This is a genomic window from Cupriavidus sp. USMAHM13, from assembly GCF_001854285.1.
In the GTDB taxonomy this organism is placed as follows: domain Bacteria; phylum Pseudomonadota; class Gammaproteobacteria; order Burkholderiales; family Burkholderiaceae; genus Cupriavidus; species Cupriavidus malaysiensis.
The window spans coordinates 469,579-494,850 of the sequence record NZ_CP017752.1; the positions used below are offsets into that span (position 1 = coordinate 469,579).

The 25,272-nt window shown below is 70.8% G+C and carries 20 protein-coding genes; 10 read left to right on the plus strand and 10 right to left on the minus strand.

The annotated features are described in order from the left end of the window. Window positions 1-69: 69 nt before the first annotated feature. Both BKK81_RS20495 and BKK81_RS20500 read right to left on the minus strand, forming a co-directional pair. Window positions 70-1,314 (minus strand): NAD(P)/FAD-dependent oxidoreductase, encoded by a 1,245-nt coding sequence (locus BKK81_RS20495; protein WP_071017243.1) that lies wholly within the window; start codon window positions 1,312-1,314, stop codon window positions 70-72. A gap of 72 nt (window positions 1,315-1,386) precedes the next feature. Then, window positions 1,387-2,175 carry a transporter substrate-binding domain-containing protein gene (locus BKK81_RS20500; protein ID WP_071017245.1) on the minus strand — a complete coding sequence of 263 codons (789 nt, stop codon included), beginning with the start codon at window positions 2,173-2,175 and terminating at the stop codon, window positions 1,387-1,389. A 449-nt stretch (window positions 2,176-2,624) separates the two neighbouring features. On the opposite strand from BKK81_RS20500, the gene BKK81_RS20505 reads away from it, so the two are divergent. The 5 genes from BKK81_RS20505 to alr all read left to right on the plus strand — a co-directional run bounded on the left by BKK81_RS20505 (window position 2,625) and on the right by alr (window position 8,542). Further along, window positions 2,625-3,587: a GlxA family transcriptional regulator gene (locus BKK81_RS20505; RefSeq protein WP_071017246.1), complete on the plus strand. Its 963-nt coding sequence runs from the start codon at window positions 2,625-2,627 to the stop codon at window positions 3,585-3,587. Window positions 3,588-3,809: 222 nt separating this feature from the next. After that, the gene (locus tag BKK81_RS20510) at window positions 3,810-4,835 is read left to right on the plus strand and encodes an arginine N-succinyltransferase (RefSeq protein ID WP_071017248.1); all 1,026 of its coding nucleotides are present in this window, start codon (window positions 3,810-3,812) and stop codon (window positions 4,833-4,835) included. 18 nt (window positions 4,836-4,853) lie between these two features. Beyond that, window positions 4,854-5,912, plus strand: coding sequence for an arginine N-succinyltransferase (astA, locus tag BKK81_RS20515; protein WP_071017250.1), 1,059 nt, complete (start codon window positions 4,854-4,856; stop codon window positions 5,910-5,912). Next, window positions 5,905-7,308: an N-succinylarginine dihydrolase gene (gene astB, locus BKK81_RS20520; RefSeq protein WP_083384310.1), complete on the plus strand. Its 1,404-nt coding sequence runs from the start codon at window positions 5,905-5,907 to the stop codon at window positions 7,306-7,308. Before astA ends, astB begins: the two co-directional genes overlap by 8 nt. Before the next feature lie 100 nt (window positions 7,309-7,408). Continuing rightward, a complete protein-coding gene (gene alr / locus BKK81_RS20525) occupies window positions 7,409-8,542 on the plus strand; it encodes an alanine racemase (RefSeq protein WP_071017252.1) in 1,134 nt (377 codons plus the stop codon). A 60-nt stretch (window positions 8,543-8,602) separates the two neighbouring features. Here the strand turns inward: alr and BKK81_RS20530 are convergent, their stop codons facing one another. From BKK81_RS20530 to gabT, 6 genes are all read right to left on the minus strand, one after another. Then, a complete protein-coding gene (locus BKK81_RS20530; protein ID WP_156811411.1) occupies window positions 8,603-8,833 on the minus strand; it encodes a hypothetical protein in 231 nt (76 codons plus the stop codon). Further along, the gene (locus BKK81_RS20535; protein WP_071017258.1) at window positions 8,826-10,325 is read right to left on the minus strand and encodes an aldehyde dehydrogenase; all 1,500 of its coding nucleotides are present in this window, start codon (window positions 10,323-10,325) and stop codon (window positions 8,826-8,828) included. The genes BKK81_RS20530 and BKK81_RS20535 overlap by 8 nt, the downstream gene beginning before the upstream one ends. Window positions 10,326-10,364: 39 nt before the next feature. After that, window positions 10,365-11,618 (minus strand): Zn-dependent hydrolase, encoded by a 1,254-nt coding sequence (locus tag BKK81_RS20540; protein ID WP_071017260.1) that lies wholly within the window; start codon window positions 11,616-11,618, stop codon window positions 10,365-10,367. A gap of 24 nt (window positions 11,619-11,642) precedes the next feature. Beyond that, complete coding sequence (locus BKK81_RS20545) at window positions 11,643-13,397, minus strand: thiamine pyrophosphate-binding protein (protein WP_071017262.1); 1,755 nt, start codon at window positions 13,395-13,397, stop codon at window positions 11,643-11,645. Window positions 13,398-13,483: 86 nt separating this feature from the next. Beyond that, window positions 13,484-14,950, minus strand: coding sequence for an NAD-dependent succinate-semialdehyde dehydrogenase (locus BKK81_RS20550; protein WP_071021913.1), 1,467 nt, complete (start codon window positions 14,948-14,950; stop codon window positions 13,484-13,486). A gap of 79 nt (window positions 14,951-15,029) precedes the next feature. Then, entirely contained in the window at window positions 15,030-16,292 is a 1,263-nt protein-coding gene (gene gabT, locus BKK81_RS20555; protein ID WP_071021915.1) for a 4-aminobutyrate--2-oxoglutarate transaminase, read from the minus strand. Window positions 16,293-16,802: 510 nt separating this feature from the next. Here gabT and BKK81_RS20560 point away from each other — a divergent pair. The 4 genes from BKK81_RS20560 (at window position 16,803) to BKK81_RS20575 (ending at window position 20,986) form a co-directional block, all read left to right on the plus strand. After that, window positions 16,803-17,570, plus strand: a complete 768-nt coding sequence (locus tag BKK81_RS20560) for a FadR/GntR family transcriptional regulator (protein WP_071017264.1) — start codon at window positions 16,803-16,805, stop codon at window positions 17,568-17,570. A 451-nt stretch (window positions 17,571-18,021) separates the two neighbouring features. After that, window positions 18,022-19,374 (plus strand): MFS transporter, encoded by a 1,353-nt coding sequence (locus tag BKK81_RS20565; protein WP_071017266.1) that lies wholly within the window; start codon window positions 18,022-18,024, stop codon window positions 19,372-19,374. A 42-nt stretch (window positions 19,375-19,416) separates the two neighbouring features. Then, window positions 19,417-20,061: an RraA family protein gene (locus BKK81_RS20570; RefSeq protein WP_071017267.1), complete on the plus strand. Its 645-nt coding sequence runs from the start codon at window positions 19,417-19,419 to the stop codon at window positions 20,059-20,061. 10 nt (window positions 20,062-20,071) lie between these two features. After that, window positions 20,072-20,986 (plus strand): HpcH/HpaI aldolase/citrate lyase family protein, encoded by a 915-nt coding sequence (locus BKK81_RS20575; protein WP_071017269.1) that lies wholly within the window; start codon window positions 20,072-20,074, stop codon window positions 20,984-20,986. Window positions 20,987-21,020: 34 nt separating this feature from the next. On the opposite strand, the gene BKK81_RS20580 is transcribed toward BKK81_RS20575, so the two are convergent. Further along, window positions 21,021-22,004, minus strand: a complete 984-nt coding sequence (locus BKK81_RS20580; protein WP_071017270.1) for a LysR family transcriptional regulator — start codon at window positions 22,002-22,004, stop codon at window positions 21,021-21,023. A gap of 144 nt (window positions 22,005-22,148) precedes the next feature. Between BKK81_RS20580 and BKK81_RS20585 the strand changes: the two genes are divergently transcribed. Continuing rightward, window positions 22,149-23,474, plus strand: coding sequence for an NAD(P)/FAD-dependent oxidoreductase (locus BKK81_RS20585; protein WP_071017271.1), 1,326 nt, complete (start codon window positions 22,149-22,151; stop codon window positions 23,472-23,474). A 113-nt stretch (window positions 23,475-23,587) separates the two neighbouring features. On the opposite strand, the gene BKK81_RS20590 is transcribed toward BKK81_RS20585, so the two are convergent. Beyond that, complete coding sequence (locus BKK81_RS20590) at window positions 23,588-24,964, minus strand: MFS transporter (protein ID WP_071021918.1); 1,377 nt, start codon at window positions 24,962-24,964, stop codon at window positions 23,588-23,590. Between the last annotated feature and the right edge of the window lie 308 nt (window positions 24,965-25,272).

Genomic DNA, 25,272 nt, shown 5'->3' on the forward strand with positions numbered 1-25,272 from the left:
GATCCTGATGATCCCGATGGTCCCGATGGTCCCGGTCCGGCCGGGCCATCCCGTGCTGGTCCGGCGGCTTCAGCCAAAGCGCGCCGGACTGTAGGGGCGCGGATCGACATAGGGCCCGGTGCCCGTCATCATCTCCGCCAGCAGCCGCCCGCTCGCCGGCCCGAGCGTCAGGCCGTGGTGGTTGTGCCCGAAGGCGAACCAGAGTCCCGGATGGCGTCCGGCGGGGCCGATCACAGGACGCATGTCCGGCGTGCACGGCCGCGCCCCCATCCATGCCGCGTCGTCGAGGCGGCGCCCGAGCCGGAAGACATCGCGCGCCCACCCTTCCGCGCGCGCCAGCTGGATGGGGCTCGGCGCGCTGCCCGGCCGCGCGATCTCCACGCCGGTGGTCAGCCGCAGTCCCCGCTGCATCGGCGCGACCACGTAGCCGATCTCGCAGTCGGCAATCGGCACGCTCTGGGTCGCTCCGGACGCCACCGCGTAGTGCATGTGGTAGCCGCGCTTGGCCTTGAGCGGGATGCGGTAGCCCAGCGGACCGATCAGTTCCATCGACCACGGACCTTGCGCGATCACCAGCTCGCGGGCGGCCAGCTCCCCGCCGGCGGTATGCACCCGCCAGGTGCCGCCGCGGTGCGCGATCTGCGTCGCCTCGCCCGTGGCCAGCGTTCCACCCAGCGACTGGAACAGCCTGGCGTAGCCGCGCGTCAGCTGCCCGGGGTCCACCACGCTCTTCGGGTCCATCCAATGGATGGCACCGATGAAGCCGGGGCCCAGCCCCGCTTCGGCGCGCTGCAGGCCGTCCCGGTCCAGCGCCCGCATCGCCAGCCCATGCGCGGCGGCAAGGCGCTCGCAGACCGCCAGGCGGCCCTGGAACGCCGCCTCGGTGCGGAAGGCTTCCATCCACCCGCCCGGCTTGACCAGTGCCGACAGCCCCGCACGCTCGATCAAGCGGTCATGCTCGATCACGCTGTGCGCGATCAGCGGCAGCATGTCGCGGCTGGCGCGCGCCAGCCGCGCGGGGGCCGACTCGCGCCAGTAGCGCGCCAGCCACGGCAGGAAGGTCGGCAGGGCGCGCCAGTCGTAGCGCAGCGCGGTCTGCCCGTTGCCGGCATAGCGCAGCAAGGTAGCCAGGTCGCGCGGGAAGCCGTACGGCACGACCGACGCCCGCTCGATCAGCCCGGCATTGCCGTGGCTGGTCTCTTCGCCGGGACCGCGCCGGTCGAGCAGCATGACTTTCCGCCCGCGCTGCACCAGGTGCACCGCCACACTGACACCGACAATGCCGGCGCCGACCACTAGCACTTCCGCATCCACTCCCGTTCCCCCGTTCATTGCGCTTGCACCGGATCCGTCATCGCCGGCGACGCTGTCATCGCCGGCGACGCGTCAGTCCTTGGCGATGATGTCGCGCTTGAAGTACTTGATCGACAGCGCGGACAGGGTGCCGTCCTGCTTCAAGGCCGCCAGGGCCGCCAGCAGCTTCTCGCGCAACGCATCGTCACCCTTGCGGATGCCCATGCCGGAACCGACGCCAAGCGTCGCCGGATCGACCAGCGGCGCGCCGGCGAAGTCGAACTCGCGGCCCTCCGGCTTGGCCAGCAGGCCGTCGAGAGCGGTCTGGGATTCCTGCACGGCGCCGTCGATGCGGCCGGCGACCAGGTCCGCGAACACCTGGGCCTGGTCCTGGTAGGACACCACCTCCACCCCGGACCTGGCCCAGTGCTTCTGCAGGAAGGCTTCCTGCGTGGTGCCGCGCATCACGCCGATGCTCTTGCCCTTCAGGCTCTCCGCGACCGGCTGCAGGCGCGCCGACTTGCGCGCCACCAGCTGGATCGGCACGACGTAGATCGGCGGCGTGAAGTCGATGATCTGCTTGCGCTTCTCCGTGATGTTCATGGCCGAGTTGACCACGTCGAACTTGCGCGCCTGCAAGGCGGGGATCAGGCCGTCGAAGTCGTTCTCCACCCACATGCACTTGACGTTCATCTTCTTGCACACGGCGTTGCCCACGTCGATGTCGAAGCCTTGCAGCTCGCCCGACGGGGACTTGCTCTCGAAGGGCGGATAGGTCGGGTTGAGACCCATGCGCAATACCTGGGGCGGCTGCGCGCCGGCCGACGTCAGCATCGAGCACGATGCGATGAGTCCGAGGACCAATGTCTTGTTCCACTTCATGGCTGCTGCCTCTCCCTTGGGTAAGCATGGCTTCCGCACCCGTGGCGCGGGGGGCCGTCTGGTTCCGATCCGATCGGCTCCGATCAAAGCGCGGTCGCCTTCCGGAAGCGGCGCGAGGCCGCCCGGCAGGTACCGCCACGACGCCGTGCGATACCTGCCGCCGGCTTGCGCGTGGTCCGGCAACCGTCCCGACGCCGGACGAAATATAGACAGAAAATCTATTATGGACAATCGGGTATACTCTAGTCGCGGGCGCCAGGCCGGCCTCGCCACCCGCGCAGCCAGTCCTGGCGCGGGTTCGCGGGTAAGACGACCGCACCCGGCGCCAATGGCCCGCCCCGGCTCACCTGAATTGGCCCTTGCCGCGCCGGTGCGCTTGTACTAGCCTCGGCGCGCGGCGGCATGCGTAGCCGCGCCACTTCTTCCACGTCCACGCGGGAACAGCAACGATGAGCGCACGGATCGATGCCGAGGCTGGCAACGGCCCCTGGCGAAGGCTGCAGGGCGCAGCCAGGCTGGACGTGCTCCTGTTCGCCTGCGGCACGGACGTGCCGCCGGACATCGCCCTCATGCGCGCGGTCCTCGAGCTCGCGCAGGCGCTCGGCAACCTCTCCCGGCTGCAGGTGCGCACGGTCCTCGGCGGGCAGGCACAGGCGTGCGGCACGCCGGACGTCCTGGTCCTGTGGGAGCCGCCCGCCGGCACAGCCGCGGAAAGCGGTGCACAAGCCGCGCTCGGCGCCATGGTCGACCGGGCCGCACACACCTGCTTCGTCGGCGACGCGGTACTGTGGCTGCTCCGCTCGCGCCGCGCGGACGGCCGGCGCGTCGCGCTGCACTGGCATCACGCGGCCACCGAGGATGCCGGTGGCCGCGCCATCCTGTCGCCGTCCATCATCGAACATGCTGGCAGCTGGAGCAGTTGCTGCGGCGGCACTGCAGCCATCGACCTGGCGCTGGGCCTCGTGCGCGACGTGCTCGGCACGCAACTGGCGGGAGCGGTGCAGGACCGCTTGTGCATCGAGCGCATCCGCGAACCGGGCGAGCGCCAGCGTGCCGCCATGCCGGCGCGCTTCGCCGCCCAGTCCCCGATGCTGGCGGAAGCCATCGCCTTGATGGAAGCCAATATCGAAGAGCCGTTGCAGGCGGAGGAAATCGCCAGCCTGACCGGCATCTCGCGCCGCCAGCTGGAACGCCTCTTCAAGCAGCACCTCAATGCGGCGCCGGCGCGCCATTACCTGGAAATCCGCCTGGCGCACGCGCGGCGCCTGCTGCGCGAGTCCCGCCACTCGCTGCTCCAGATCGGCCTGATGTGCGGCTTCTCCTCCGGCCCGCACTTCTCCACGGCGTATCGCACCGTGTTCGGCCTGACCCCGCGCGAGGAGCGCCAGCGCCTCCTTCCGCCCGGCGCCTGAAGCGCCTGAAGCGCCTGAAGCGCCTGAAGCGCCTGAAGCGCCTGCAGCGCAGGCGGCGGCGCCGGCGCGCACCGCACGGCGCGGACATGTAAGTCCGTGTCGCATTCCTGGTTTCTCCCGCAGCTCGCCCTGCGTACAGTCTCGCTCCAGCGGAGGCCGCCCGCGCGGTGCCGCACGCCAATCCCGACGCTCAACTGCTCGTTTGCCACCACGGAAGAAGCCATGTGGGTCGCCCGTCCTGCCAACCGCCCGGATCTGCCCGCCTTGCTCGCGCTCGCCGCGCGCGCCAGGCCTCACGTCCACACCATCCCGCGCACCCCCGAAGCCATCGAGGAGGCGGTCCTGCGCTCGGCGGATGCACTCGGCCGCGAGGTCGACCTGCCGGGCGATGAGCGCTACCAGATGGTGCTCGAGCGCCCCGACGGCAGCCTGGCCGGCACCGCCGCCATCGCCGCCACCGCCGGCGCGGCCGGGGCCTATTTCTGCTACCGCAACGACGTCATCCATCATGTCTCGCGCGACCTCGGCGTCAGCAACAACGTCCACGCCCTGACGCTGAACTCGGACCTCACCGCGCACTCGCAGCTCTCCGGCTTCCTGGCCGAGACCGGCCCCGGCGCGGCCTGGGCAGGCGCGCTGCTGTCGCGCGCGCGCCTGATGCTGGCGGCCGCCGATCGCCGCCGCTTCGCCGACCGCTTCATTGCCTGCCTGCCCGGCCGCATGCGCGCCGACCACTCCTCGCCGTTCTGGGATGCCATCGGGCGCCAGTTCTTCCAGATGGACTACCTGGCCGCCGAACGCGCGCTGCAAGGCAGGCGTCACGGCACCCTGTTCGTCGAGCTGATGCCGCACTACCCGGTCTACGTGCCCTTGCTGCCGGCCGAGGCGCAAGAAGCCATCGGCCAGTTGCATCCTGCCGCCGCCGAGCCCTTCGAGCTCCTCGGCCGCGAAGGATTCGAGGCCGAGCGCTACGTGGACCTCTTCGACGGCGGCCCGGTGCTGGAAGCGCACGCCTCGCGCCTGCGCACCCTCGCCACCGCGCGCACCCTGACCGCGCAATGCGCCGAGGCGTCCTCCCCGCCGGGCGAGACGTGCCTGGTGGCGACCACCGGCCCGCTCGCCACCTTCCGCTGCTGCCTGGCGCATGCGCGGATCACCCTCGACCTGGGCCGTATCGCGCTCCCGGCGCCGACGCTGGCGGCACTGCGCATCGCCCCCGGCGATGCCGTCGTCGTCGCCGCCCACTGAACCGCGACAGGACACCCCATGATCGTTCTCCGTCCGGCCGGCACCCGTGACCTCGCGGCCCTGCTGCGCCTCGCCGGCAAGGTCGGCCCCGGCATGACCACCCTCAAGGCCGATGCCGGCGCGCTGGGTGCGCGCCTGGCCATCGCCGAAGCCTCGTTCCAGGGAACGCTGCCGCCCGCGCGATGCGACTACATGTTCGTCCTCGAGGACACGGCCAGCGCGCAGGTGCTGGGCGTCAGCGCGCTGAAAGCGGCGGTGGGCCTGGAGGATCCGTTCTACAACTTCCGTCTCGGCCAGCTGGTGCATTCGTGCAAGGAACTCGGCGTCTACTCCAGCAAGAAGACCCTCTTCCTTTCCAACGACCTGACCGGCTGCGCCGAGCTCTGCACGCTGTTCCTCGACCCGGCCTGCCGCAGCGGCACCAATGGCAAGCTGCTGTCGAAGGGGCGCCTGCTGTTCGCCGCCGGCTTCATCGACCTGCTGCCCGGCCTCCTGTGCGCCGAGCTGCGCGGCTACCTGCGCCCGGACGGCACCTCGCCGTTCTGGGAAAGCCTGGGACAGCATTTCTTCAAGATGGATTTCCGCACCGCCGACGACAAGAGCGGCGCCGGGGCGAAGTCCTTCATCGCCGAGCTGATGCCGCGCTTTCCCATCTATACGGACTTCCTCAGCACGGCAGCGCGCGAGGTGATCGGCCGGGTCCACGCCGACACCGAACCGGCGCAGCGCATGCTGGAACAGGAAGGGCTGGCCTACGAGGGCTATGTGGACATCTTCGACGCCGGCCCGGTGGTGCAAGGCCACGTGCGGCAGTTGCGCATCAGCAAGGACAGCGTCCTCGCCATCGCCCGCCGCGCCGATGCGGACACGGCGTCGGCGGCAGCATCGCCGCCCACGGTGCCGCCCCTGCTCATCAGCAACACGCGGCGCGGCGATTTCCGCGCCATCGTCAGCCACGCGTCGCCACGCTTCGGCAGCCTCACGCTCAGCGCCGGCGAATGCGCCGCGCTGGGCATCGAGGACGGCGAGCCGGTGCGCGCCGTGGCCTTGAAGCCAGGAGACAGACTGCATGGATAAGACCAGTCACGCGCGCCCCGGCGCCGCCGCGGCCGGAGCCGGCGCACCAGGCCATGATGCGGGGGTACGGGAGGTCAATTTCGACGGCCTGGCCGGCCCCACCCACCACTTCGCCGGCCTGGCCAGCGGCAACGTTGCCTCCATGCAGAGCGCCGGCAGCGCGGCGAACCCGCGCCAGGCCGCACTGCAGGGACTGGCCAAGATGCTGGCCCTGCACCGCCGGGGCGTGGCGCAGGCGGTGCTTCCCCCGCTGGCGCGCCCCAACCTCGCCTGGCTGCGCGCGCTCGGCTTTGCCGGCACCGATGCCGAGGTGATCGGGCACGCCGGCCGCCAGGAGCCGAGGCTGTTGTCGGCTGCCTACTCGGCCTCGTCGATGTGGACGGCCAACGCCGCCACGGTGAGTCCGGCGGCGGACTGTGCCGACGGACGGGTGCACTTCACCCCCGCCAACCTGAGCGCCAAGCTGCACCGCGCCAGCGAGCATGCCGACACGGCGCGGCTGCTGCGCCGCATCTTCCACGACGCGCGGCATTTCGCCGTGCACGATGCGCTGCCGTGCGCGGCTTCGCTCGGCGACGAAGGCGCGGCGAACCACACGCGCTTCGCGCCGCGCCACGGCGCGCCGGGCGTCGAGCTCTTCGTCGACGGCGGCGACGCGTTCGCGGCGCCGGCCGCGCCGGCACGCTTCGCGCCGCGCCAGTTCGCACAGGCCTCGCGTGCCGTCGCACGGCTGCACCGGCTGGATCCGTCCCGCACGATCCACGCGCGGCAGGCGCAGGCGGCCATCGAGGCCGGCGTCTTCCACAACGATGTGATCGCCGTCGGCCACCTCGACACCCTGCTCTATCACGCCGCCGCCTTCGAGCAGGAAGGTCTGCTGATCGATTCGCTGCAGCGCGCGTGCGGCGCGGCGGGCTTCGCCCTGCACTGCATCCGGGTCAGCGAGGCCGAATTGTCCCTGGACGATGCCGTCTCGACCTATCTGTTCAACAGCCAGTTGCTGTGCGACCCGGCCGGACGCCGGCTGATGGTGGTGCCCGCGGAATGCCTGGAGCACGGCGCCTGCCGGCGCTACCTGGACCGGCTCGCCGGCGCGGGCGGCCCGATCGCCGAGGTGCTGGCCTTCGACCTGCGGGAGAGCATGCGCAACGGAGGCGGTCCGGCCTGCCTGCGCCTGCGCGTGGTGCTGGACGACGCGCAACTCGCCAGCCTGGACAGCCGCGTGCTGTTCTCGGAGCCGCTGCACGACGAACTGGCGGCCTGGGTACGGCGCCACTACCGCGACCGGCTGGTCGCCGACGACCTGCGCGACCCCCGGCTGCTCGACGAAGTGCACAGCGCGCTGCTCGAACTCGAAGGCATCCTGCGCCTGCCCGGCTTCTACGCCATCGGCTGAGCCGCCGCCTTGCGCGGCGGCCCGGCCAGCCCCCTGCACCGCGCGTGCCTGCTCCCGGCATGCGCGGCTGCGCGAACACCATCCAGAGAAAGCAGAATCTATGGAAAGCAATGCATGGTTTGAGATCGATCTCCGGCAATTCGAGGCCAATGTGCGCGGCATCCAGTCCTTGATCGGAGCCGGCACGCAGATGTGCGCCGTCATGAAGGCGGACGCGTGCGGCCACGGCATCGGCCTGCTGGTGCCGGCCGTGATCGCGCTGGGGGTCGCCACCATCGGCGTCGCCAGCAACGAGGAGGCGCGCCAGGTGCGCGCCGCCGGCTTCGGCGGCCGCCTGGTGCGGGTGCGCGCGGCCACGCCGGTGGAGATCGAAGACGGCCTGCGCTACCGGCTGGAGGAGATCGCGGGCAACTTGGAGTACGCGCGCGGCATGGATGAGATCGCCGCACGCCACGGCACCACGGTATCGGTGCATCTCGAACTCAACTCCGGCGGCATGAGCCGCAACGGCTTCGACCTGCTGACCGGCGAGGAGCGCGCCCGTACCCTGGCGGCCGCGCGCCTGCCGCATCTGCGCGTGGTCGGCATCATGACCCACTTCCCCGTCCCCGACGTCGACGACGTGGCGCGCGGCCTGGCCCGCTTCCGCGACGAAGCGGAGTGGGTGGTGGCGAACGCCGGGCTCGAGCGCCGCCGCGTGCAGCTGCATTGCGCCAACTCCTTCGCCACGCTCGAGGTGCCCGGCAGCCATCTCGACATGGTGCGCACCGGCGCCATCCTGTACGGCTGCCTGCCCGCCTACCATGCCTTCCGGCCCATCGCCAGCCTGAAGTCGCGCGTGGCCTCCGTCAATGCCTATCCGGCCGGCAACACCGTGGCCTATGACCGTACCCTGACCCTGGTGCGCGACTCCCTGCTGGCCAACATCCCGATCGGCTACGCGGACGGCTACCGGCGCGATTTCTCCAATCGTGGCACGGTGCTGATCCAGGGCCGGCGCTTCCCGGTGGTCGGGCGCGTGACCATGAATACTTTGATGGTGGACGTGACCTCCTGTCCGGCGATCGCGGCCGGCGATGAGGTCGTGCTGTGCGGCATGCAGGGCGAGAGCCGCATCGGCGTCGCCGATATCGAGGCGGTGGCCGGCACGATCTATCCGGACCTGTGCGTCGGCTGGGGCAACTCGGTCGAGCGGGTGGCGATCGGCGGGTCCGGCGCGGACAGGCGCGCTTGAGCGCAATGGAAGCGCCCCGCCCGCCGGCAGGCGGGCGGGGCCGCGTAACCGCGCAGGCGATCAGTTGTAGCCGAGCACGGCGATATCGCGCAGCGTGGGGTCCTGCGCGGACAGCAGCAGGACATGCGCGATCGATGGGATGCCAGCGCGGGCGCCTGCCTGGAGCTGCCCGCGGGCCGCCGGTGCGCGCGCGCCGGGGCCGGCGCCCTCCGCCGCGCCGGCTGCGGCGCGGACCGTGCCTGATTCCCCGCGCAACGGCCGGTGCGCGCCCCGCCCGGCGATATCAGGCAAGGCTGATCCAGGTGGTCTTCAGGTCGGTGTACTTGTCCAGCGCGTGCAGGGACTTGTCGCGCCCCGAGCCGGACTGCTTGACCCCGCCGAAGGGAACCGTGACGTCGCTGTCCATGTAGCAGTTCACCCAGACCAGGCCCGCCTGGAGCCGACGCGACACGCGATGGGCGCGCGCCAGGTTCGCCGTCCACAGGCCGGAGCCCAGCCCGTAGGGCGAATCGTTGGCCATGCGTACCGCTTCCTCCTCGGTGTGGAAGCGGGTCACGGCCAGCACCGGACCGAAGATCTCCTCGCGCACGATCGTCAGCGCCTGGCTGGGGCATTCGAAGATGGTGGGCTGCAGGTAGAAGCCGCCGCTGTCGGAGCGCACCCGCTCGCCCCCGAGGCGCAGGCGGGCACCCTCTTCCCGGCCCGCGTGCACGTACGACAAGACCCGGTCGAGCTGGGCCCGGTCGACGATGGCGCCCATGGCCGAGGCGGGATCGAGCGGATCGCCCGGCTGCATCGCGGCGGCGCAGGCCTCGAGCTTTTCCATGAAGCGGTCGTAGATGCCGTCCTGCACGTAGAGCCGCGAGCCGGCAATGCAGATCTCGCCCTGGTTGTTGAAGATGCCGACCGCCGCCGCGCGCGCGGCACGGTCCAGGTCGGAACAGTCGTCGAAGACGATGTGCGGCGACTTGCCGCCGCACTCCAGCCAGACACGCTTGAGGTTGGACTGCCCGGCGTACTGCAGGAAACGCTTGCCGGTGGCGGTCGAGCCGGTGAAGGCCACGCAGTCCACGTCCGCATGCAGCCCCAGCGCCTGTCCCGCGACAGCGCCCAGGCCCGGCACCACGTTGAAGACTCCGGCCGGGATGCCCGCCAGCTCGGCCAGTTCGGCCAGCCGCAGCGCCGTCAGGGGCGACTGCTCGGCCGGCTTGAGCACCACGCTGTTGCCGGCGGCCAGGGCCGGCGCCACTTTCCAGCTCGCCATCAGCAGCGGATAGTTCCAGGGCACCACCGCGGCCACCACGCCCAGCGGTTCGCGCGTGATGGTCGCCAGCACCTCGGGCGCGGTGGGCGCGATCTCGTCGTAGATCTTGTCGATCGCCTCGGCATACCACGCGTAGGTGCGCGCGGCCTCCGGGATGTCGTAGCCGAGGGTGTCGGCGATCGGCTTGCCCATGTCGATCGTCTCGAGCACCGCGAGCTCTTCGCGGTGCGCGTCGATCAGGGCGGCCAGCTTCAGCAGGGCGACCTTGCGCGCGTTGCGCGGCAGGCCCGACCAGATGCCCTGGTCGAAGGCGCGCCGCGCCGCCGCCACCGCGCGGTCCACGTCGGCGCCGCCGCAGGCGGCCACGGCTGCGATGACCTGGCCGGTGGCCGGGTTCACTGTGTCGAAGGTGGCACCGTCGGCGGCATCGGCCCAGCGGCCGTCGATATAGGCCTGGGTGCGCAACGGCACGCGCTCGGCCAGGGCACGCCAGTAAGCGAGGTCTTTCGTCTCAGTCATGATGCGTTTCCAGCGGAAGGTAGTCGCATGCGCGGCGCCTCAGGCGCCGGCGGGAAGGCCGGCCCGCGCCACCATGGCGCCGAGCAGCACATTGGCGCCGGCCTCGAGGTGTTCGGGCCTGGCGTCCTCGATCTCGTTGTGGCTGATGCCGTCCTTGCAGGGCACGAAGATCATCGCCGTGGGCGCCACGCCGGCGATGTAGACAGCGTCGTGGCCGGCCCCGGTGACGATGTCCTGGTGCGTGAGACCGCGCGCGGCGGCTTCCGCGCGCACCTGCTCGACCAGTTCCCGCGCGAAGGGAGTCGGCTTGAAGTACTGCACCTGCTGCACGTCGACCGGCAGCACCGCCCCGGTGGTGGTGCCATCGGCCACCGCCGCGCAGGCGGCGCGGAAACGCGCGTCCATCCGCGCGAGCTGCTCCGCGTCTTCATGGCGCAGGTCGACGGTGAAGCGGACGGCGCCGGGAATCACGTTGCGGGAGCCGGGATGGAGGTTGACCACGCCGACCGTGCCGCGCCCGTGCGGGGCGAAGTCGCGGGCGATCTTCACCACTTCCTGCATCAGGAAGGTCGCGCCGAACAGCGCATCGCGGCGCATCGGCATGGGCGTGGGGCCCGCGTGCGCCTCCATGCCGGTCACGGTCACGTCATACCAGCGCACGCCGAGCGAGCCGGTGACGACGCCGATCACGCGGTCGGCGGCCTCCAGCACCGGGCCCTGCTCGATATGCGCCTCGAAGTAGGCACCGACCTCACGGCCGACCGGCGCGCCGCCGGCATAGCCGATGGCGGCCAGCTCGTCGGCGACGCGCTTGCCTTCGCTGTCGCGCGCCTCCAGCGCCGTCTCCAGCGGAAACACGCCGGCGAACACGCCGGAACCCATCATCACCGGCAGGAAGCGCGAGCCCTCCTCATTGGTCCAGATGGCCAGCTCCAGCGGCGCCTCGGTGACGATGCCCCGCTCGGCCAGCGTGCGCATCACCTCCAGCCCTGCCAGCACCCCGTAGCAGCCGTCGAACTTGCCGCCGGTCGGCTGGGTGTCGATATGGCTGCCGGTCATGACCGGCGGCAGCGCGTCGTTGCGGCCCGCGCGGCGGCCGAAGATATTGCCCACCTGGTCGACCGTCACAGCCAGCCCGGCCTCGCGCATCCAGCGCACCAGCAGGTCGCGGCCCTGGCCGTCCAGCGCGGTCAGCGCCAGGCGCGCATTGCCGCCCTTCGGGGTGGCCCCGATCGCGGCCAGGTCCATCAGCGATTGCCACAGGCGCTCGCCGTTGATGTTCAGCGTGTTCATATCCGTGCTCCTTGCTGCGGGTCGTCAGGCTTCGGATTGGCGCGCGAGCGCGTCGGCGCGGATGCCGGACAGGGTCATGCCCGGCGCGATGCCATCGGGGTCATAGCGCAGTTCGAGCAGGGCGGGCAGGCGCTCGGCGTTGGCGAACGCCAAGGCGCGTTCGAACGCGGGCCCGAAAGCCTCGTCGCTGTCGACGATTTCACCGTAGCCGCGATAGGCGCGTGCCAGTTCACTGAACTCGGGATTGTCGAAACCCAGCGCGACGGTGCGGCCCGGGAATTCGCGCTCCTGGTGGGCACGGATGGTGCCCCAGATGCCGTTGTTGAAGACCAGCACGACGATGCCCACGCGGTATTGCATGGCCACGCCGAGTTCTTGCAGGTTCATCTGGAAGCAGCCGTCGCCGGCGAAGCAGACCACGGTGCGGCGGGGATCCTCCAGCTTGGCGGCGATGGCGGCCGGCAGGCCGTAGCCCATCGAGCCGACGGTCGGCGCGAGGCTGGTGCCGACGCCGCGGAAGCGGTGATAGGCATGCGGATAGAGGGCGTAGTTGCCCGCGCCGACGGTGAGGCAGGCGTCGGCCGGAAGGTGGTCACGCACGTGGCAGGCGACCTTGTTCAGGTTCAGCTTTCCCGGCGCGGCCTTGGGCTCCTGTTCGGCCAGGTACTCCTCATGAGCCTCGTGGGCCCGGCGAGCCTGGTATGCGGCGTCGGAACCCGTGCGCTCGCGCGCGGGGGCGAGCCGGTCGACGGCGGCGGCAAACGATGGCGCGTCGGCCACGATCGGCAGCGTCGGGTGGAACACGCGGCCCAGTTCGCCGGCGTCGGGATACACGTGCACCAGGCGCTGCTTCGGCAGCGGGCTGGCGATCACCGAATAGCCCTCCGAAGTGGCCTCGCCCATGCGCGTGCCGACCGCGATCAGCAGGTCGGCCTGCTGCACGCGGCGGCGCAGTGACTCTGGCATGCCCCAGCCGACGTGGCCGGCGAAGTTCGGGTGATGGTTGTCGAAGCATTCCAGCCGGCGCCAGGCCACGCCCACCGGCAGGCCGAAGCGTTCGGCAAACCCTTCGATGCTGCGCGCGGCCTGTGGCGTCCAGCCCGAGCCCCCCAGCAGCAGGAAGGGGCGCTCGGCGGCGGCGAGCAGGCGCGCCAGTTCGTCCATGGCGTCGGGCGTGGGCGCGGCGTGGGCGCGGCGGTAGCGCGGCACGTCCGGCACGCTGGCCTTGCCCCACAGCGTGTCCTCCGGCAGCGCCAGCACCACCGGGCCGGGACGCCCGCTGGTGGCCACCGCGAAGGCGCGCGCGATGAACTCAGGGATGCGCTCGGTACGGTCGATCTGCGCCACCCACTTGGCCATCTGGCCGAACATGCGGCGGTAGTCGATCTCCTGGAAGGCCTCGCGCTCGGTGAAGTCGTTGCCCACCTGGCCGACGAACAGGATCATCGGCGTCGAATCCTGGTAGGCCGTGTGCACTGCGATGCTGGCATTGGTGGCGCCGGGCCCGCGCGTGACGAAGCAGATGCCGGGCTCGCCGGTCAGCTTGCCGTGGGCCTCCGCCATGTAGCCGGCGCCGCTCTCCTGGCGGCAGACGATGGGCTGGATCTTGTCCTGGTGGTCGTACAGCGCATCGATGCAGGGCAGGTAGCTCTCCCCCGGCACCAGGAACACGCGCTTGACGCCCTGGATGATCAGTTGATCGATAAGAATCTGGCCGCCGTTGCGCTCTGTCGGCGCCGGTTGCAGTCGCGGCGCTTGAGTGCTGTTGTCTGTGCTCATGTCTGTGCTCTGCTGTCCTTGCGCATCGCCCCCCAGCGGACGCGATGCCTGTGAATTCCTGCCCTGCCCGGTGGCGTGCCGCCTGCTCAGCGGTCCACGCCTCCCATGCACAGGTACTTGGTCTCGAGGTACTCCTCGATGCCCAGGCTGGAACCTTCGCGCCCCAGGCCGGATTGCTTGACGCCGCCGAACGGTGCCACCTCGTTGGAGATCAGGCCGGTGTTGATGCCGACCATGCCGTACTCGAGCGCCTCGGCCACGCGCCAGACGCGGCCGATGTCGCGGCTGAAGAAGTAGGAAGCCAGGCCGAACTCGGTGTCGTTGGCCATGTCGACCACTTCCTGGTCCGAGCGGAAGCGGAACAGCGGCGCCAGCGGGCCGAAGGTTTCCTCGCGCGCCACCCGCATCGCCGGCGTCACGTCCGCCAGCACGGTCGGCTCGAAGAAGGTGCCGCCGAGCGCGTGGCGCCCGCCGCCGAGCAGGACGCGCGCGCCCTTGCCCAGCGCATCGGCGATGTGCTGTTCGACCTTGGCCACCGCCGCCTCGTTGATCAGCGGACCTTGCAGCACGCCGGGCTCGACGCCATGCCCGACCTTGAGCTTCTGCACGGCCGCGACCAGCTTCTGCGCGAAGGCGTCGTAGACCTTGTCGTGCACGTAGAGCCGGTTGGCGCAGACGCAGGTCTGGCCGGCATTGCGGTACTTCGAGGCGATCGCGCCTTCGACGGCGGCATCCAGGTCCGCATCGTCGAACACGATGAAGGGCGCGTTGCCGCCGAGTTCGAGCGACAGCTTCTTGATGGTCGGCGCCGACTGGCGCATCAGGATGCGCCCGACCTCGGTGGACCCGGTGAAGCTGAGCTTGCGCACCACCGGGCTGGCGGTCAGTTCGGCGCCGATCTCGATCGAGCTGGCGGCATCGCCCGTGACCACGCTCAGCAACCCGGCCGGCAAGCCGGCGCGCTCCGCCAGCAGCGCCAGGGCCAGCGCCGACAACGGCGTGTCCTCGGCCGGCTTCAGCACCATCGCACAGCCGGCCGCCAGGGCCGGGCCGGCCTTGCGCGTGATCATCGCCAGCGGGAAGTTCCACGGTGTGATGGCGGCGCAGACGCCGACCGGTTCCTTGACCACCAGCAGGCGCTTGTCGGCGGCGGGCGTGGCCAGCACGTCGCCCGACACGCGCTTGGCCTCCTCGGCGAACCATTCGAGGAAGGAGGCCGCGTAGACCACCTCGCCGCGCGCCTCGGCCAGCGGCTTGCCTTGCTCGCTGGTCATCAGCAGGGCGAGGTCATCGGCGTGGGCCAGCATCAGTTCATACCAGGCGCGCAGCACCTGGGCGCGCTCGCGCGCGGTCTTGCGCCGCCATGCCGCCTGTGCCACGCGCGCGGCGTCGATGGCGCGGCGCGTCTCGGCGGCGCCCATGCACGGCACGGTGCCGAGGCAGCTGCCATCGGCGGGATTGGTGACGGCGAAGGTGGCGCCGCTGTCCGCGTCCTGCCACTGCCCGCCGATCAATGCCTGCGCGCGCAGCAGGCCGGGATCCTTCAGTTGCATCATCATTTCGGGAGTCGTTCGAATCCTGGGGAAGCGGCGCCCCGCGGGGCGGGGCTGGCCGCGCCGGATGGCCGGTGCCTCAGCCGAGCAGCGCGTCGGCGAGGATGCCGAGCGCTTCGTCCATCACGGCGTCGGGGATGGTGAGCGGGAACAGGAAGCGGATCACGTTGCCGTACACGCCGCACGACAGCAGCAGCAGGCCGCGCTCCAGCGCGCGCGCCTGCACCTGGCGCGTGAAATCGGCATCCGGGCTGCCGTCCGCCTGCTTGAACTCGACCGCGATCATGGCGCCGACGCCACGCACCTGCGCGATCTGCGGCACGCGCGAGCGCAGCCCTTCCAGCTTGTCCCGCAGGCGGTCGCCCAGCACCGCGCCGCGGTCCACCAGCTTCTCTTGCTCCAGGACCTCCAGCACGGCCAGCGCCGAGGCCACCGCCAGCGGGTTGCCCGCATAGGTGCCGCCCAGGCCGCCGGGCGCCGGGGCATCCATGAGTTCGGCGCGCCCGCACACGGCCGACAGCGGCATGCCGCCGGCCAGGCTCTTGGCCATGGTGGTGAGGTCCGGCGCCACGCCGTAGTGCTCCATGGCGAACAGCTTGCCGGTGCGGCCGAAGCCGGTCTGCACCTCGTCGGCGACCAGCAGGATGCCGTGTTCGTTGCAGAGGGCGCGCAGCGCCTTGACGAAGGCGGCGGGCGCCACATTGAAGCCGCCCTCGCCCTGCACCGGCTCGAAGATGATGGCCGCCACGCGCTTCGGATCGATATCCGACTTGAACAGCTGCTGCAGCGCCTTCAGCGAGTCCTCGACCGACACGCCGTGCAGTTCGCAGGGATAGGGCGCGTGGAAGATCTCGCCCGGGAAGGGGCCGAAGCCTACCTTGTAGGGCGCCACCTTGCCGGTCAGCGCCATGCCCATCATGGTGCGGCCGTGGAAGCCGCCGGAGAAGGCGATCACGCCGGGGCGGCCGGTGGCCGCGCGGGCGATCTTGATGGCGTTCTCCACGGCTTCCGCGCCGGTGGTGAAGAAGGCGGTCTTCTTGGCGAACGCCCCCACCGCGCGCGCATTGATCTTCTCGGCCAGCTCGACATAGCTGGCGTAGGGCACGATCTGGTAGGCGGTGTGGGTGAAGCGCGCCATCTGCTCCTGCATCGCCTGCAGCAGGCGCGGGTGGCGATGGCCCGTGTTCAGCACGGCGATGCCGGCGGCGAAGTCGATGTAGCGCTTGCCTTCGACGTCCCAGATCTCGGCATTGTCGGCCCGCTCGGCGTAGAAATTGCACATCACGCCGACGCCGCGCGGGGTGGCGGCGTCCTTGCGGCGAACCAGGTCTGCATTCCTCATGTCTTGCTCCATGCGTTGCGGCTTGCGCAGCCGCTGTCTCGTGTCCATGCCACCGTCTCGATGGCGGGGCGGCGGGCAGGCGGCCGGCGAAGGACCGGCCATGCTGCGCCTGATGGGATCTGGCCGGGCCAATCTGGATTTCGTGGATGGCCCACCCTCTAATTGGGCTGGTGGCCGGACCAATTCTAAGCAGAACCCTGTGGAAGTGGCAAGATTTTCTTGGAAAGATGCCGCATGGCCGGACCAATATGATTTGCAAGGCGATAAAAGTGCTCAATGCTGCATCACGTGGTGCGCGGCGCGCGCCCCACGGATCTGCGCCGGTCCGCCCACCGGACATGCCGGCTGGTGCCGCGCCGCAGGCGGTGCCCACCCGATCGCTTCGGCCTGTCTTTGCCCTATAATTGGCCGGACCATCCGCAGGCCGAACGCCCCAGGCACGGCCAAGACCCGAGTCCAGATGGCGCCCCACCGGCCGTGGCGGCGCCGCACCTCCCGCCCACACCGCTCATGTCGTCCCTGCAAGCCGTTTCCGCCCAGCGCCTGTATCGATTGATCGCCGACCAGATCGCCGGCAAGATCTCCGCCGGCGAGTTCGCCCCGGGCGAGCGCTTGCCGGCCGAGCGGGAGCTGGCGGAGCAGCTCAACGTGGCACGCTCCACGCTGCGCGAGGCATTGATCGCCCTGGAGATCGGCGGCTACATCGAGGTACGCGTGGGCAGCGGGGTCTTCGTCGTCGACCCCAAGGACCGTTCCATGCCGATGAGCGCGGACAGCCGGCCGGCCGACGAGGGCGCCGACGGCAACGGCGCGGCCAACGCCGCCCTGCTGGCCGCCGCGCGCGAGGCCAGCCCGTTCGAGCTGCTGGAAACACGGATGCTGATCGAGCCCGAATGCGCGGCGCTGGCGGCCCAGCAGGGCTCCAAGGAACAGATCGCGGCCATCGAGGAGGCCCATCGGCAGATGAATCCGGACCAGTCGCCGGAAGCCAGCGATTTCGCCCATGACCGCGCCTTCCACCAGGCCATCGCCGCGGCCTGCGGCAATGCCGCGCTGGCGTCCATGGTGACGCACGTGTGGGACCTGTGCGAGGCCAGCCCGCTCTACAAGCGCCTCGACAAGCACTTCATCGATGCGTCGGCGTGGCGCGCCGCCATCGGCGAACACGAACGCATCGTGTCCGCCATCGTGGCGCGGGATCCCATCCGCGCCCGCCACGCCATGTCCTTCCACCTGCTCGCCATCGTCTCGCGGCTGTCCGAAGACATCACCGCCTGAGCCGCGGCGCGGCCAGCGCCGCGCACCGCAACGACCCGCTGGCGAAGCGCTGACGACGCGCCGACGCACCGAAGCCGGGCCGCCGGCACCACGGCCGTGCGCGCCACGGTCCCGCCCCCGCCTCTTTGCCGGATCTTCACGCTGGCACACGTCTTGCAATCGGTCTGACCAGCAGCCCGGTCTCGCTGCATACGGCCTGACCACCTGTCCACCGGACCTAGAGAAACTACCTATAACCAAGCAACACCAGCTTGTATAGGATATATTGGCCTGACCACCCGCTCAATTCCATCATAAATTGTGAAATAAGCAGCGCTTCCCGACAACCGGCCGGACCAAATGGTCGGACCACCGGCGGCCATCGGCCGCCCCGGACGGCGCCAGCCAGCGCCAGCGCCTTGCCTCAACCCCTGGATCCCGCACCGGATCCCGCCTTACCGGAAACATCGTCATGACCCCAGACCACGCCTCCCCGACCCCAGCGGAACGCGGCGCCGCCCCCGACAAGATGCGCAGGATCGCTGTCGCCAGCGTCATCGGCACGACGGTCGAGTGGTACGACCTGTTCATCTTCGCCACCGCCTCGGCCCTGGTCTTCAACAAGGTGTTCTTTCCGGCCTTCGATCCGCTGATCGGCACCCTGCTGGCCTTCGGCACCTTCGCTTCCGCCTACCTCGCGCGCATGGTCGGGGCGGCGCTGTTCGGCCACTTCGGCGACAAGGTCGGCCGCAAGTCCATGCTGCTGGTTTCCCTGGTCATGATGGGCGCGGCGACCTTTGCCATCGGCCTGCTGCCCGACTACGCCGCGATCGGCATCTGGGCGCCGATCCTGCTGCTGACCCTGCGCGTGATCCAGGGCCTGGCCCTCGGCGGCGAGTGGGGTGGCGCCGTGCTGATGGCGGTGGAACACGCACCGGCCAACCGCCGCGGCCTGTACGGCTCCTGGGTGCAGATCGGCGTGCCGGCCGGCACCCTGATCGCCAACCTGGCCTTCCTGGCCAGCAACGCCGTGCTGTCCAACGAGGCGCTGCTGTCGTGGGGCTGGCGCATCCCCTTCCTGGCCAGCATCCTGCTGGTCGGCGTCGGCATGTACATCCGCCTCAACACGGCCGAGACCCCGTCGTTCAGCAAGGTCAAGGAAAGCGCGGCCCAGGTGAAGGTACCGCTGGCCGAGGTGATGACCAAATCGTGGAAGCAGGTGCTGCTGGGCGGCATCGCCACCATGTCGACCGGCACCGCCTTCAACCTGATCGTGGCCTTCGGCCTGACCTACGGCACGCAGACGCTGGGCTTCTCGCGCAACGCGATGCTCGCCATCGCGCTGATCTCCTGCGCGCTGTGCATCGTGCTGCTGCCGCTGTTCGGCCTGCTGTCCGACAAGGTCGGGCGCAAGCCGGTGATCGTCGGCGGCATCATCGCCGAGGCGCTGCTGGCGTTCCCGCTGTTCTGGCTGCTGGACACCAAGGTGTTCGGCCTGGCCCTGCTCGGCTACCTGCTGATGATGAGCGCCTTCGCCGCCAACTACGGCCCGATCGCGACCTTCCTGGCCGAACTGTTCGGCACCAAGGTGCGCTACTCCGGCTTGTCGATCAGCTACATGCTGTCCGGCCTGCTCGGCAGCGCCGCCACCCCCATCATCACCACCGCGCTGCTGTCCGCTACCGGCCGCGGCTCGTCGGTGGCCTGGTACATGATCGGCTCCGCGACGCTGTCGGCCGGTGCCCTGCTGATGCTCGCCGAGACCCTGGCCCGCAATGCGGCCAATGGCAGCGCGCTGGCCGGCTCGGGCGCTTCGCCGCGCTGACGCCCGGAGCCCGCTGCCAGTCCTTACCCCGAATTCCTCATCATGCTTCCTGACCACGACCCGGCTCAAGGCCCGGACCAAGACCTGCTGCAGCGGCTGGACCGCATCAGCTTTCCCACCCTCGGCCACTTCCTCGAGGACGGCTTTGCCAGCCACGCGATCCGCACGCTGGTCCCTGGCCTGCGCATCGTCGGACGCGCCGTCACCTTGCGGCTGGCCACGCCCAATGCCTTTGCCGTCAACCGCGCCATCGCAACCTTGCGGCCCGGCGATGTGCTGGTGATCGATCCCTGCGGCGACAGCGCGCATGCGGCGATCGGCGCGGTGACCGGCACCGCGCTGCAATGCGCCGGCGCGCGCGGCGTGGTCAGCGACGGCGTCGTGACCGACATCGCGGAGCTGGGCGGGATGCGGCTGCCGGTGTTCGCGCGCGGCACCAGTGTGCTGACCACCAAGAAGCAGGAGGCCGGGGGCAGCGCCGTCAACGTGCCGGTGCAGTGCGGCGGCGTGACGGTCCACCCCGGGTGGCTGGTGCTGGCCGACGACAATGGCGTGCTGTTCCTGCCCGCCGAGGTGGCGGCCGCCCATGTCGACCAGGCGCTGGCCTCGGACCAGGCCGAGCCGGCCATCCTCGCGCGCCTGCGCGCGGGCGAGCCCGCCTCGGCGGTGCTTCAGCTTGCCCCGTAACGCGTCCGCCATGCCTTCACAAGACACCCCCTGCCGCCCGCGCCCGCCGATCCTGCGGCGCAGCTGGCTGTTCGTGCCCGGACTGGACGCGGCGCGGCAGCAGGCCGGCCTCGACAGCGGCGCCGATGTCCTGGTCGCCGACCTGGAAGAGTTCACCGCGGCCGAGGACCGCCCCGCCGCGCGCACCCGCATCGTCGCGCTGATGGCGGCGTGCCGCCAACGCGGCACGGTCGGCGCCGTGCGCATCAACCTGCTCGAGCGCGATGGCGGCGACGACCTGCGCGGCGTCATGCCGGGCGCGCCGACGGCGATCCTGCTGCCGCACGTCGAGCGCGCCGAGCAGATCCGTGCCCTGGACGCCGAGATCGGCGCGCTGGAGCAGGCGCTCGGCCTGCCGGCCGGCGCCACCGAGATCGTGCCGACCCTGGAATCGGCACGCGGCCTCGTCAATGCCGGCGCGATCCTGTCGGCCAGCACGCGCGTCAGCGCCTGCCTGCTGGCCGCCGAAGACCTGAGCGCCGACCTGGGCGTGGTGCGCGGACCGGATGGCATCGAACTGCGGCACATCCGCGCGCGCTTTCTCGTCGATTGCATCGCCGCCGCCTGCGTGCCGATCGACTGCCCGTTCAGCTACCGCGACACCGCCGCCCTGCAGGCCGACCTCGAATGGGCGCGGCGCATCGGCATGAAGTCGCGCTGCACGGTCCTGCCCGCGCAGGTCGCCTCCATCCATGCGGCCTTCACGCCGTCCGCGCAACAGGTCGCCGCTGCCGAAGACCTGGTGCGGCGCTACGCGGCAGCGCAGCAGGACGGCGGCGGCAGCGGCCAGGCCGCGGCGGTCGATCCGCCCGACTACCACACCGCGCGGCGCACGCTGGCCCGCCATGCCAGCCTGCTGGCATGGCAGCGGGGATCGGCGCCGTAGCGCCGGACGCTTCCGCGCGCCGTCCCGCTCCGCCTCATGCCCCGCGCGCGGCGCGCCGGCGCCGGGCCTGCGCGTGCAGGCGCTTGAGGATGCCGTCGAAGGTCTCCAGCTGGCGGTGGATCTGCGCCTGTCCGTGCTCCACCAGGAAGGCGCGGAACGCCGCCGCCACCGGTGGCAGCCGCACGGCGGGCAGGTGCAGCACATACCAGTCGCGTTCGACCGGGTTGCCGGGCAGCGGCAGCAGGCCGATCAGGCCGGCCTCGAATTCCAGCGTGCAGGCGTGCAGCGAGAGAAAGGCGACGCCGAGCCCGGCCGAGACCATGCGCTTGATGGCCGCGTTGCTGGACAGTTCCGATCCGTGCGGCAGGCGCAGGCCCGCCTCGCGGAACAGCCGTTCCACCGTGGTGCGCGTGCCCGAGCCGCGCTCGCGCACCAGCAGGTTTTCCGTCATCAGGTCGTCCAGCGTAAGCTGCCGCCGCGACATCAGCGGATGATCGGGGGCGGCGATGAAGGCCATCGGGTGCTTGGCGAACGCCACCGCATGGGTGCGCACTTCCGTGGGCGGCCTGCCGATGATGGCCAGGTCGATCTCGTGCATGGCCAGCATGCGCACGATCTCCTCGCGGTTGCCCACGCGCAGCATGATCTTGACATCCGGCTGCCCCTCCGTGAAGGCGACCAGCATCTGCGGCAGCAGGTACTCCGCCGTGGTGATCGCCCCCACGCGCAGGGTTCCCGCCAGGCCGCCGCGCAAGGCCGCCACCTCCTCCACCGCATCCCGCCACAGCTTCAGGATCTGTCCGGCATAACCGGCCATGACTTCGCCGGCCGGCGTCAGCAGCACCCCGCGGCCTGACTTCTGCACCAGCGGCGTCCCGGTGGCCTCTTCCAGCAGGCGCAACTGCAGCGACACGGTCGGCTGCGTCAGGTGCAGTTCCTCCGCCGCGCGCGAGACGCCGCCGAGGCGCGCGATGGCGTCGATGGCATTGAGCTGGCGGAACGTGGTCGTCTTATACATAGAAGAAAACCTATTGGTCGGATTTGTTTATCAATTTTTCAATATGAATTTTCCACCGTAGAGTTTCTCCGTCAAGCACATCTCGCCACGCGGCGATCGCAGTGATCGCGGCATCGCAATCTCATAGTGACTCAGGAGCATAGGATGAAGACCATCGTGATCGTCGGCGGCGGGACCGCCGGCCTGCAGTTGGCCACGCGCCTGGGCAGGCGCCTCGGCAAGCGGGGACTTGCCGACATCGTCCTGGTGGACCGCCATGCGGCCCACCTGTGGAAGCCGCTGCTGCACGAAGTCGCCGCAGGACGCCTCGAGCCCTTCCACCACCAGACCGCCTTCGCGCTGCAGGCCAGGCGCCACGGCTTCCGCTTCGTGCAGGGGGAATTCGCTTCACTCGATCGCCGCGCGCGGACCCTGTCGATCCTGCCGGGCCAGGGCGCCGCAGCCGACCCGGCGCTGCCGCCGTCGCTGCCGCCATCGCTACCGGTATCGCTGTCGTATGACACGCTGGTACTGGCCATCGGCGGCACCACGCAGTACTTCGGCGTGCCGGGCGCGCGCGAGCACGCGCTGTCGCTCGACAGCGTGGCGGGCGCACGGCAGGTGCGCGAGCAGGTCGTCGCCGCGCTGCACCGGGTATCGTCCCGGGCGGCGACGCCGGGGAGCCCGGCCAAGGCCAGTGTCGCCATCGTCGGCGCCGGCGCGACGGGTGTCCAGCTGGCGGCCCAGTTGCGCCGGATGTCGCGCGTGCTCGGCCAATATGACATCCATGCGTTGGATCCGGAGCGCGGCACGGAGATCCTGCTGGTCGAAGCCTCCGGCACGATCCTGCCGGGCATGGACCAGCGGCTGGCGGAGCAGACGCGGCGCGAGCTCGATGCGCAGGGCATCCGTACCTTGCTGAACACCCGGGTCACGCGGGTGACGCCGGACGGCCTGCACGTCGCGGATGGCATGCCGCTGCGTGCCGACGTCACGGTCTGGGCCGCCGGCGTCACCGCCCCGCCGCTGCTGGCCGGACTGGGCCTGCCGGTCAGCCGCAACGGCCGCATCCGCGTGCGGCCGACGCTGCAGAGCCTGGATGACGACCATGTCTACGCCATCGGCGACTGCGCGAGCTTCCACCCGGCGCCCGGGCAGGCCGAGCTGCCGACGCGGGCCCAGGTCGCCCACCAGCAGGCCGTCTACCTGTCGGCGGCCTTGTCGCGCGGCCTGCAAGGCAAGGCGGTGGCGGGCTTCCGCTTCCACGACCGGGGCTCGGTGATCTCGCTGGCCGACAATCTCGCCTTGTGCCACCTCGTCACCCCGGGTGCGGGAGACGGCTGGCACGTGCGCGGCAAGGCCGCGGCGGTGCTGCACCAGGCGGTCTACCGGCGGCACGTGCTCGCCATCCAGGGCTTCGCGCGAACCTGCGCGCTGACCCTGTCCCAGGGGCTGGAGCGGCTGCTGGGGGCAGGCTATCGCCTCGACTGAGCCGGCGGCCGGGCATCGGCGCCTGCGCCCCCCTGGACACTGGCAGGCAGGCGCGCAAAACAGGACGGCCACCGGCCGCCGATGCCCCGGGCAGCACCCGCTGCCCGGGGGCCTCAAGCCTCCAGTTGCTCCAGCACCTTCCCCTTGGTCTCGATGCCGAGCCGATGCACCACCACCGCGGTCAGCAGCGGCACCAGCGCCAGCGCCAGGAAGGCGTGGTCGATCTTGCCGCTGCCGATGGTGCCCGCCACGAAGGTGGGGGCGACGATGGCGCCGAGCTTGAGCCAGGCACCGCCGAAGCCGCAGGCCGTGGCGCGGATGCTGGTGGGATAGAGCTCCGGCGTGTAGACGTAGGCCGTGATGAAGCCGCTGGCCAGCAGGCCCATGGCCAGCGCGCAGAAGGTGGCGACCACGTACAGCGAGCTGTCGTGGAACACGCCGGCCAGCCCGAGCGACAGCGCGCACAGCAGGAAGGACACATTGATCACCGGCTTGCGCCCGACCTTGTCGACCAGCATGGCGCAGGCCAGCGAACCCAGCACGCCCAGCACCGAGGCGGCGGCGGCGAGGTTCAGCGCGAGCTGCAGCGGCGCGTGGTAGACGGTCTTGTAGATGGTGGGCAGCCAGGTCGAGAGGCCGTACTGGATGAAGCCGCAGGTGGCCCACAGCATCCACACCGCCAGCGTGCGGCCGCGGTAGGCGCGGCCGAGCAGGTCCTTGACGCTGCGGCGCGGGTGTTTCTGCATCAGGGCATCGTAGTCGCGCTCGCCGTCCAGCGGCGGCAGCGGGCCCTTGGCGCGCGCTTCGAAGACGGCCAGCGCGGCATCGGCCTCGGCCAGCCGGCCCCGTTCGGCCAGCCAGCGCGGCGACTCGGGCACGGCGCGCGGCAGGATGAAGAGCAGCACCAGCGGCACGCCGCCGATGAAGTACATGATCTCCCAGCCGAAGCGCGGCACCAGCCAGGCGCCGACGGCATTGGACACCAGCAGGCCGATCGGGAACACCACTTCGTACAGCAGCACGAAGCGGCCGCGGCCGTGGGCGCGCGTGACCTCGTTGATGTAGGTGGCGGCCACCGGCAGTTCGCCGCCCAGCCCCAGGCCCTGGATTATGCGCAGCGCGGCAAACATCTCGAACGAGGTGGAGAAGCCGCAGGCGATGCTCATCAGGCCGATGATGCCCGCGCTCCAGCCGATGGTGCGCAGGCGCCCGATGCGCTCGGCCAAGGCCGGGAACAGCAGGGTGCCGAGCAGCTGGCCGAAGGCCGGCGCGCCGATCAGGAAGGCGACCTGGGCCGGCGACAGCGACCACTGGGCGATCAGCAGCGGCAGCGTGGCGGCGATGACGATGACGTCGAAGCCGTCGAAGAAGGTGGCCAGGCCGATCAGCAGGCGCGCGCGCACATGCATGGCGTTGCCGGGCATGCGCTCGATGCGCGCGACGATCTGGCCTGGAGTGGTGCCGGCGGCCGCGGCCTGGCCGGCCGGCATCGCGTCGCGCGGCAGGCCGGGCGGCGGGGCGGACACGCTGGCGCCGTCGGCGGCCAGGGGGGCGGTTTCTTGTCTCTGGATCAACACGCTATGCCTTTCGTGGTGTCGGCCGGGGGCGCGCGGCTGGTGGGCCGGCGCGCGAGCGGCGTTTGGCAGGGCGGCCTGCGCGATCGGCGGGATGCCTGCGCGTGCCTCCGGTCTACTGACGGTCTGGAACCGCCGTGCCGGATGTCCCGATGCCGGGATCGTGCCGCCGGCGCGCGGCCGGCGGCGTCTCATGCCTGGAGTGGCTGCTCTCGTGCGTCTCC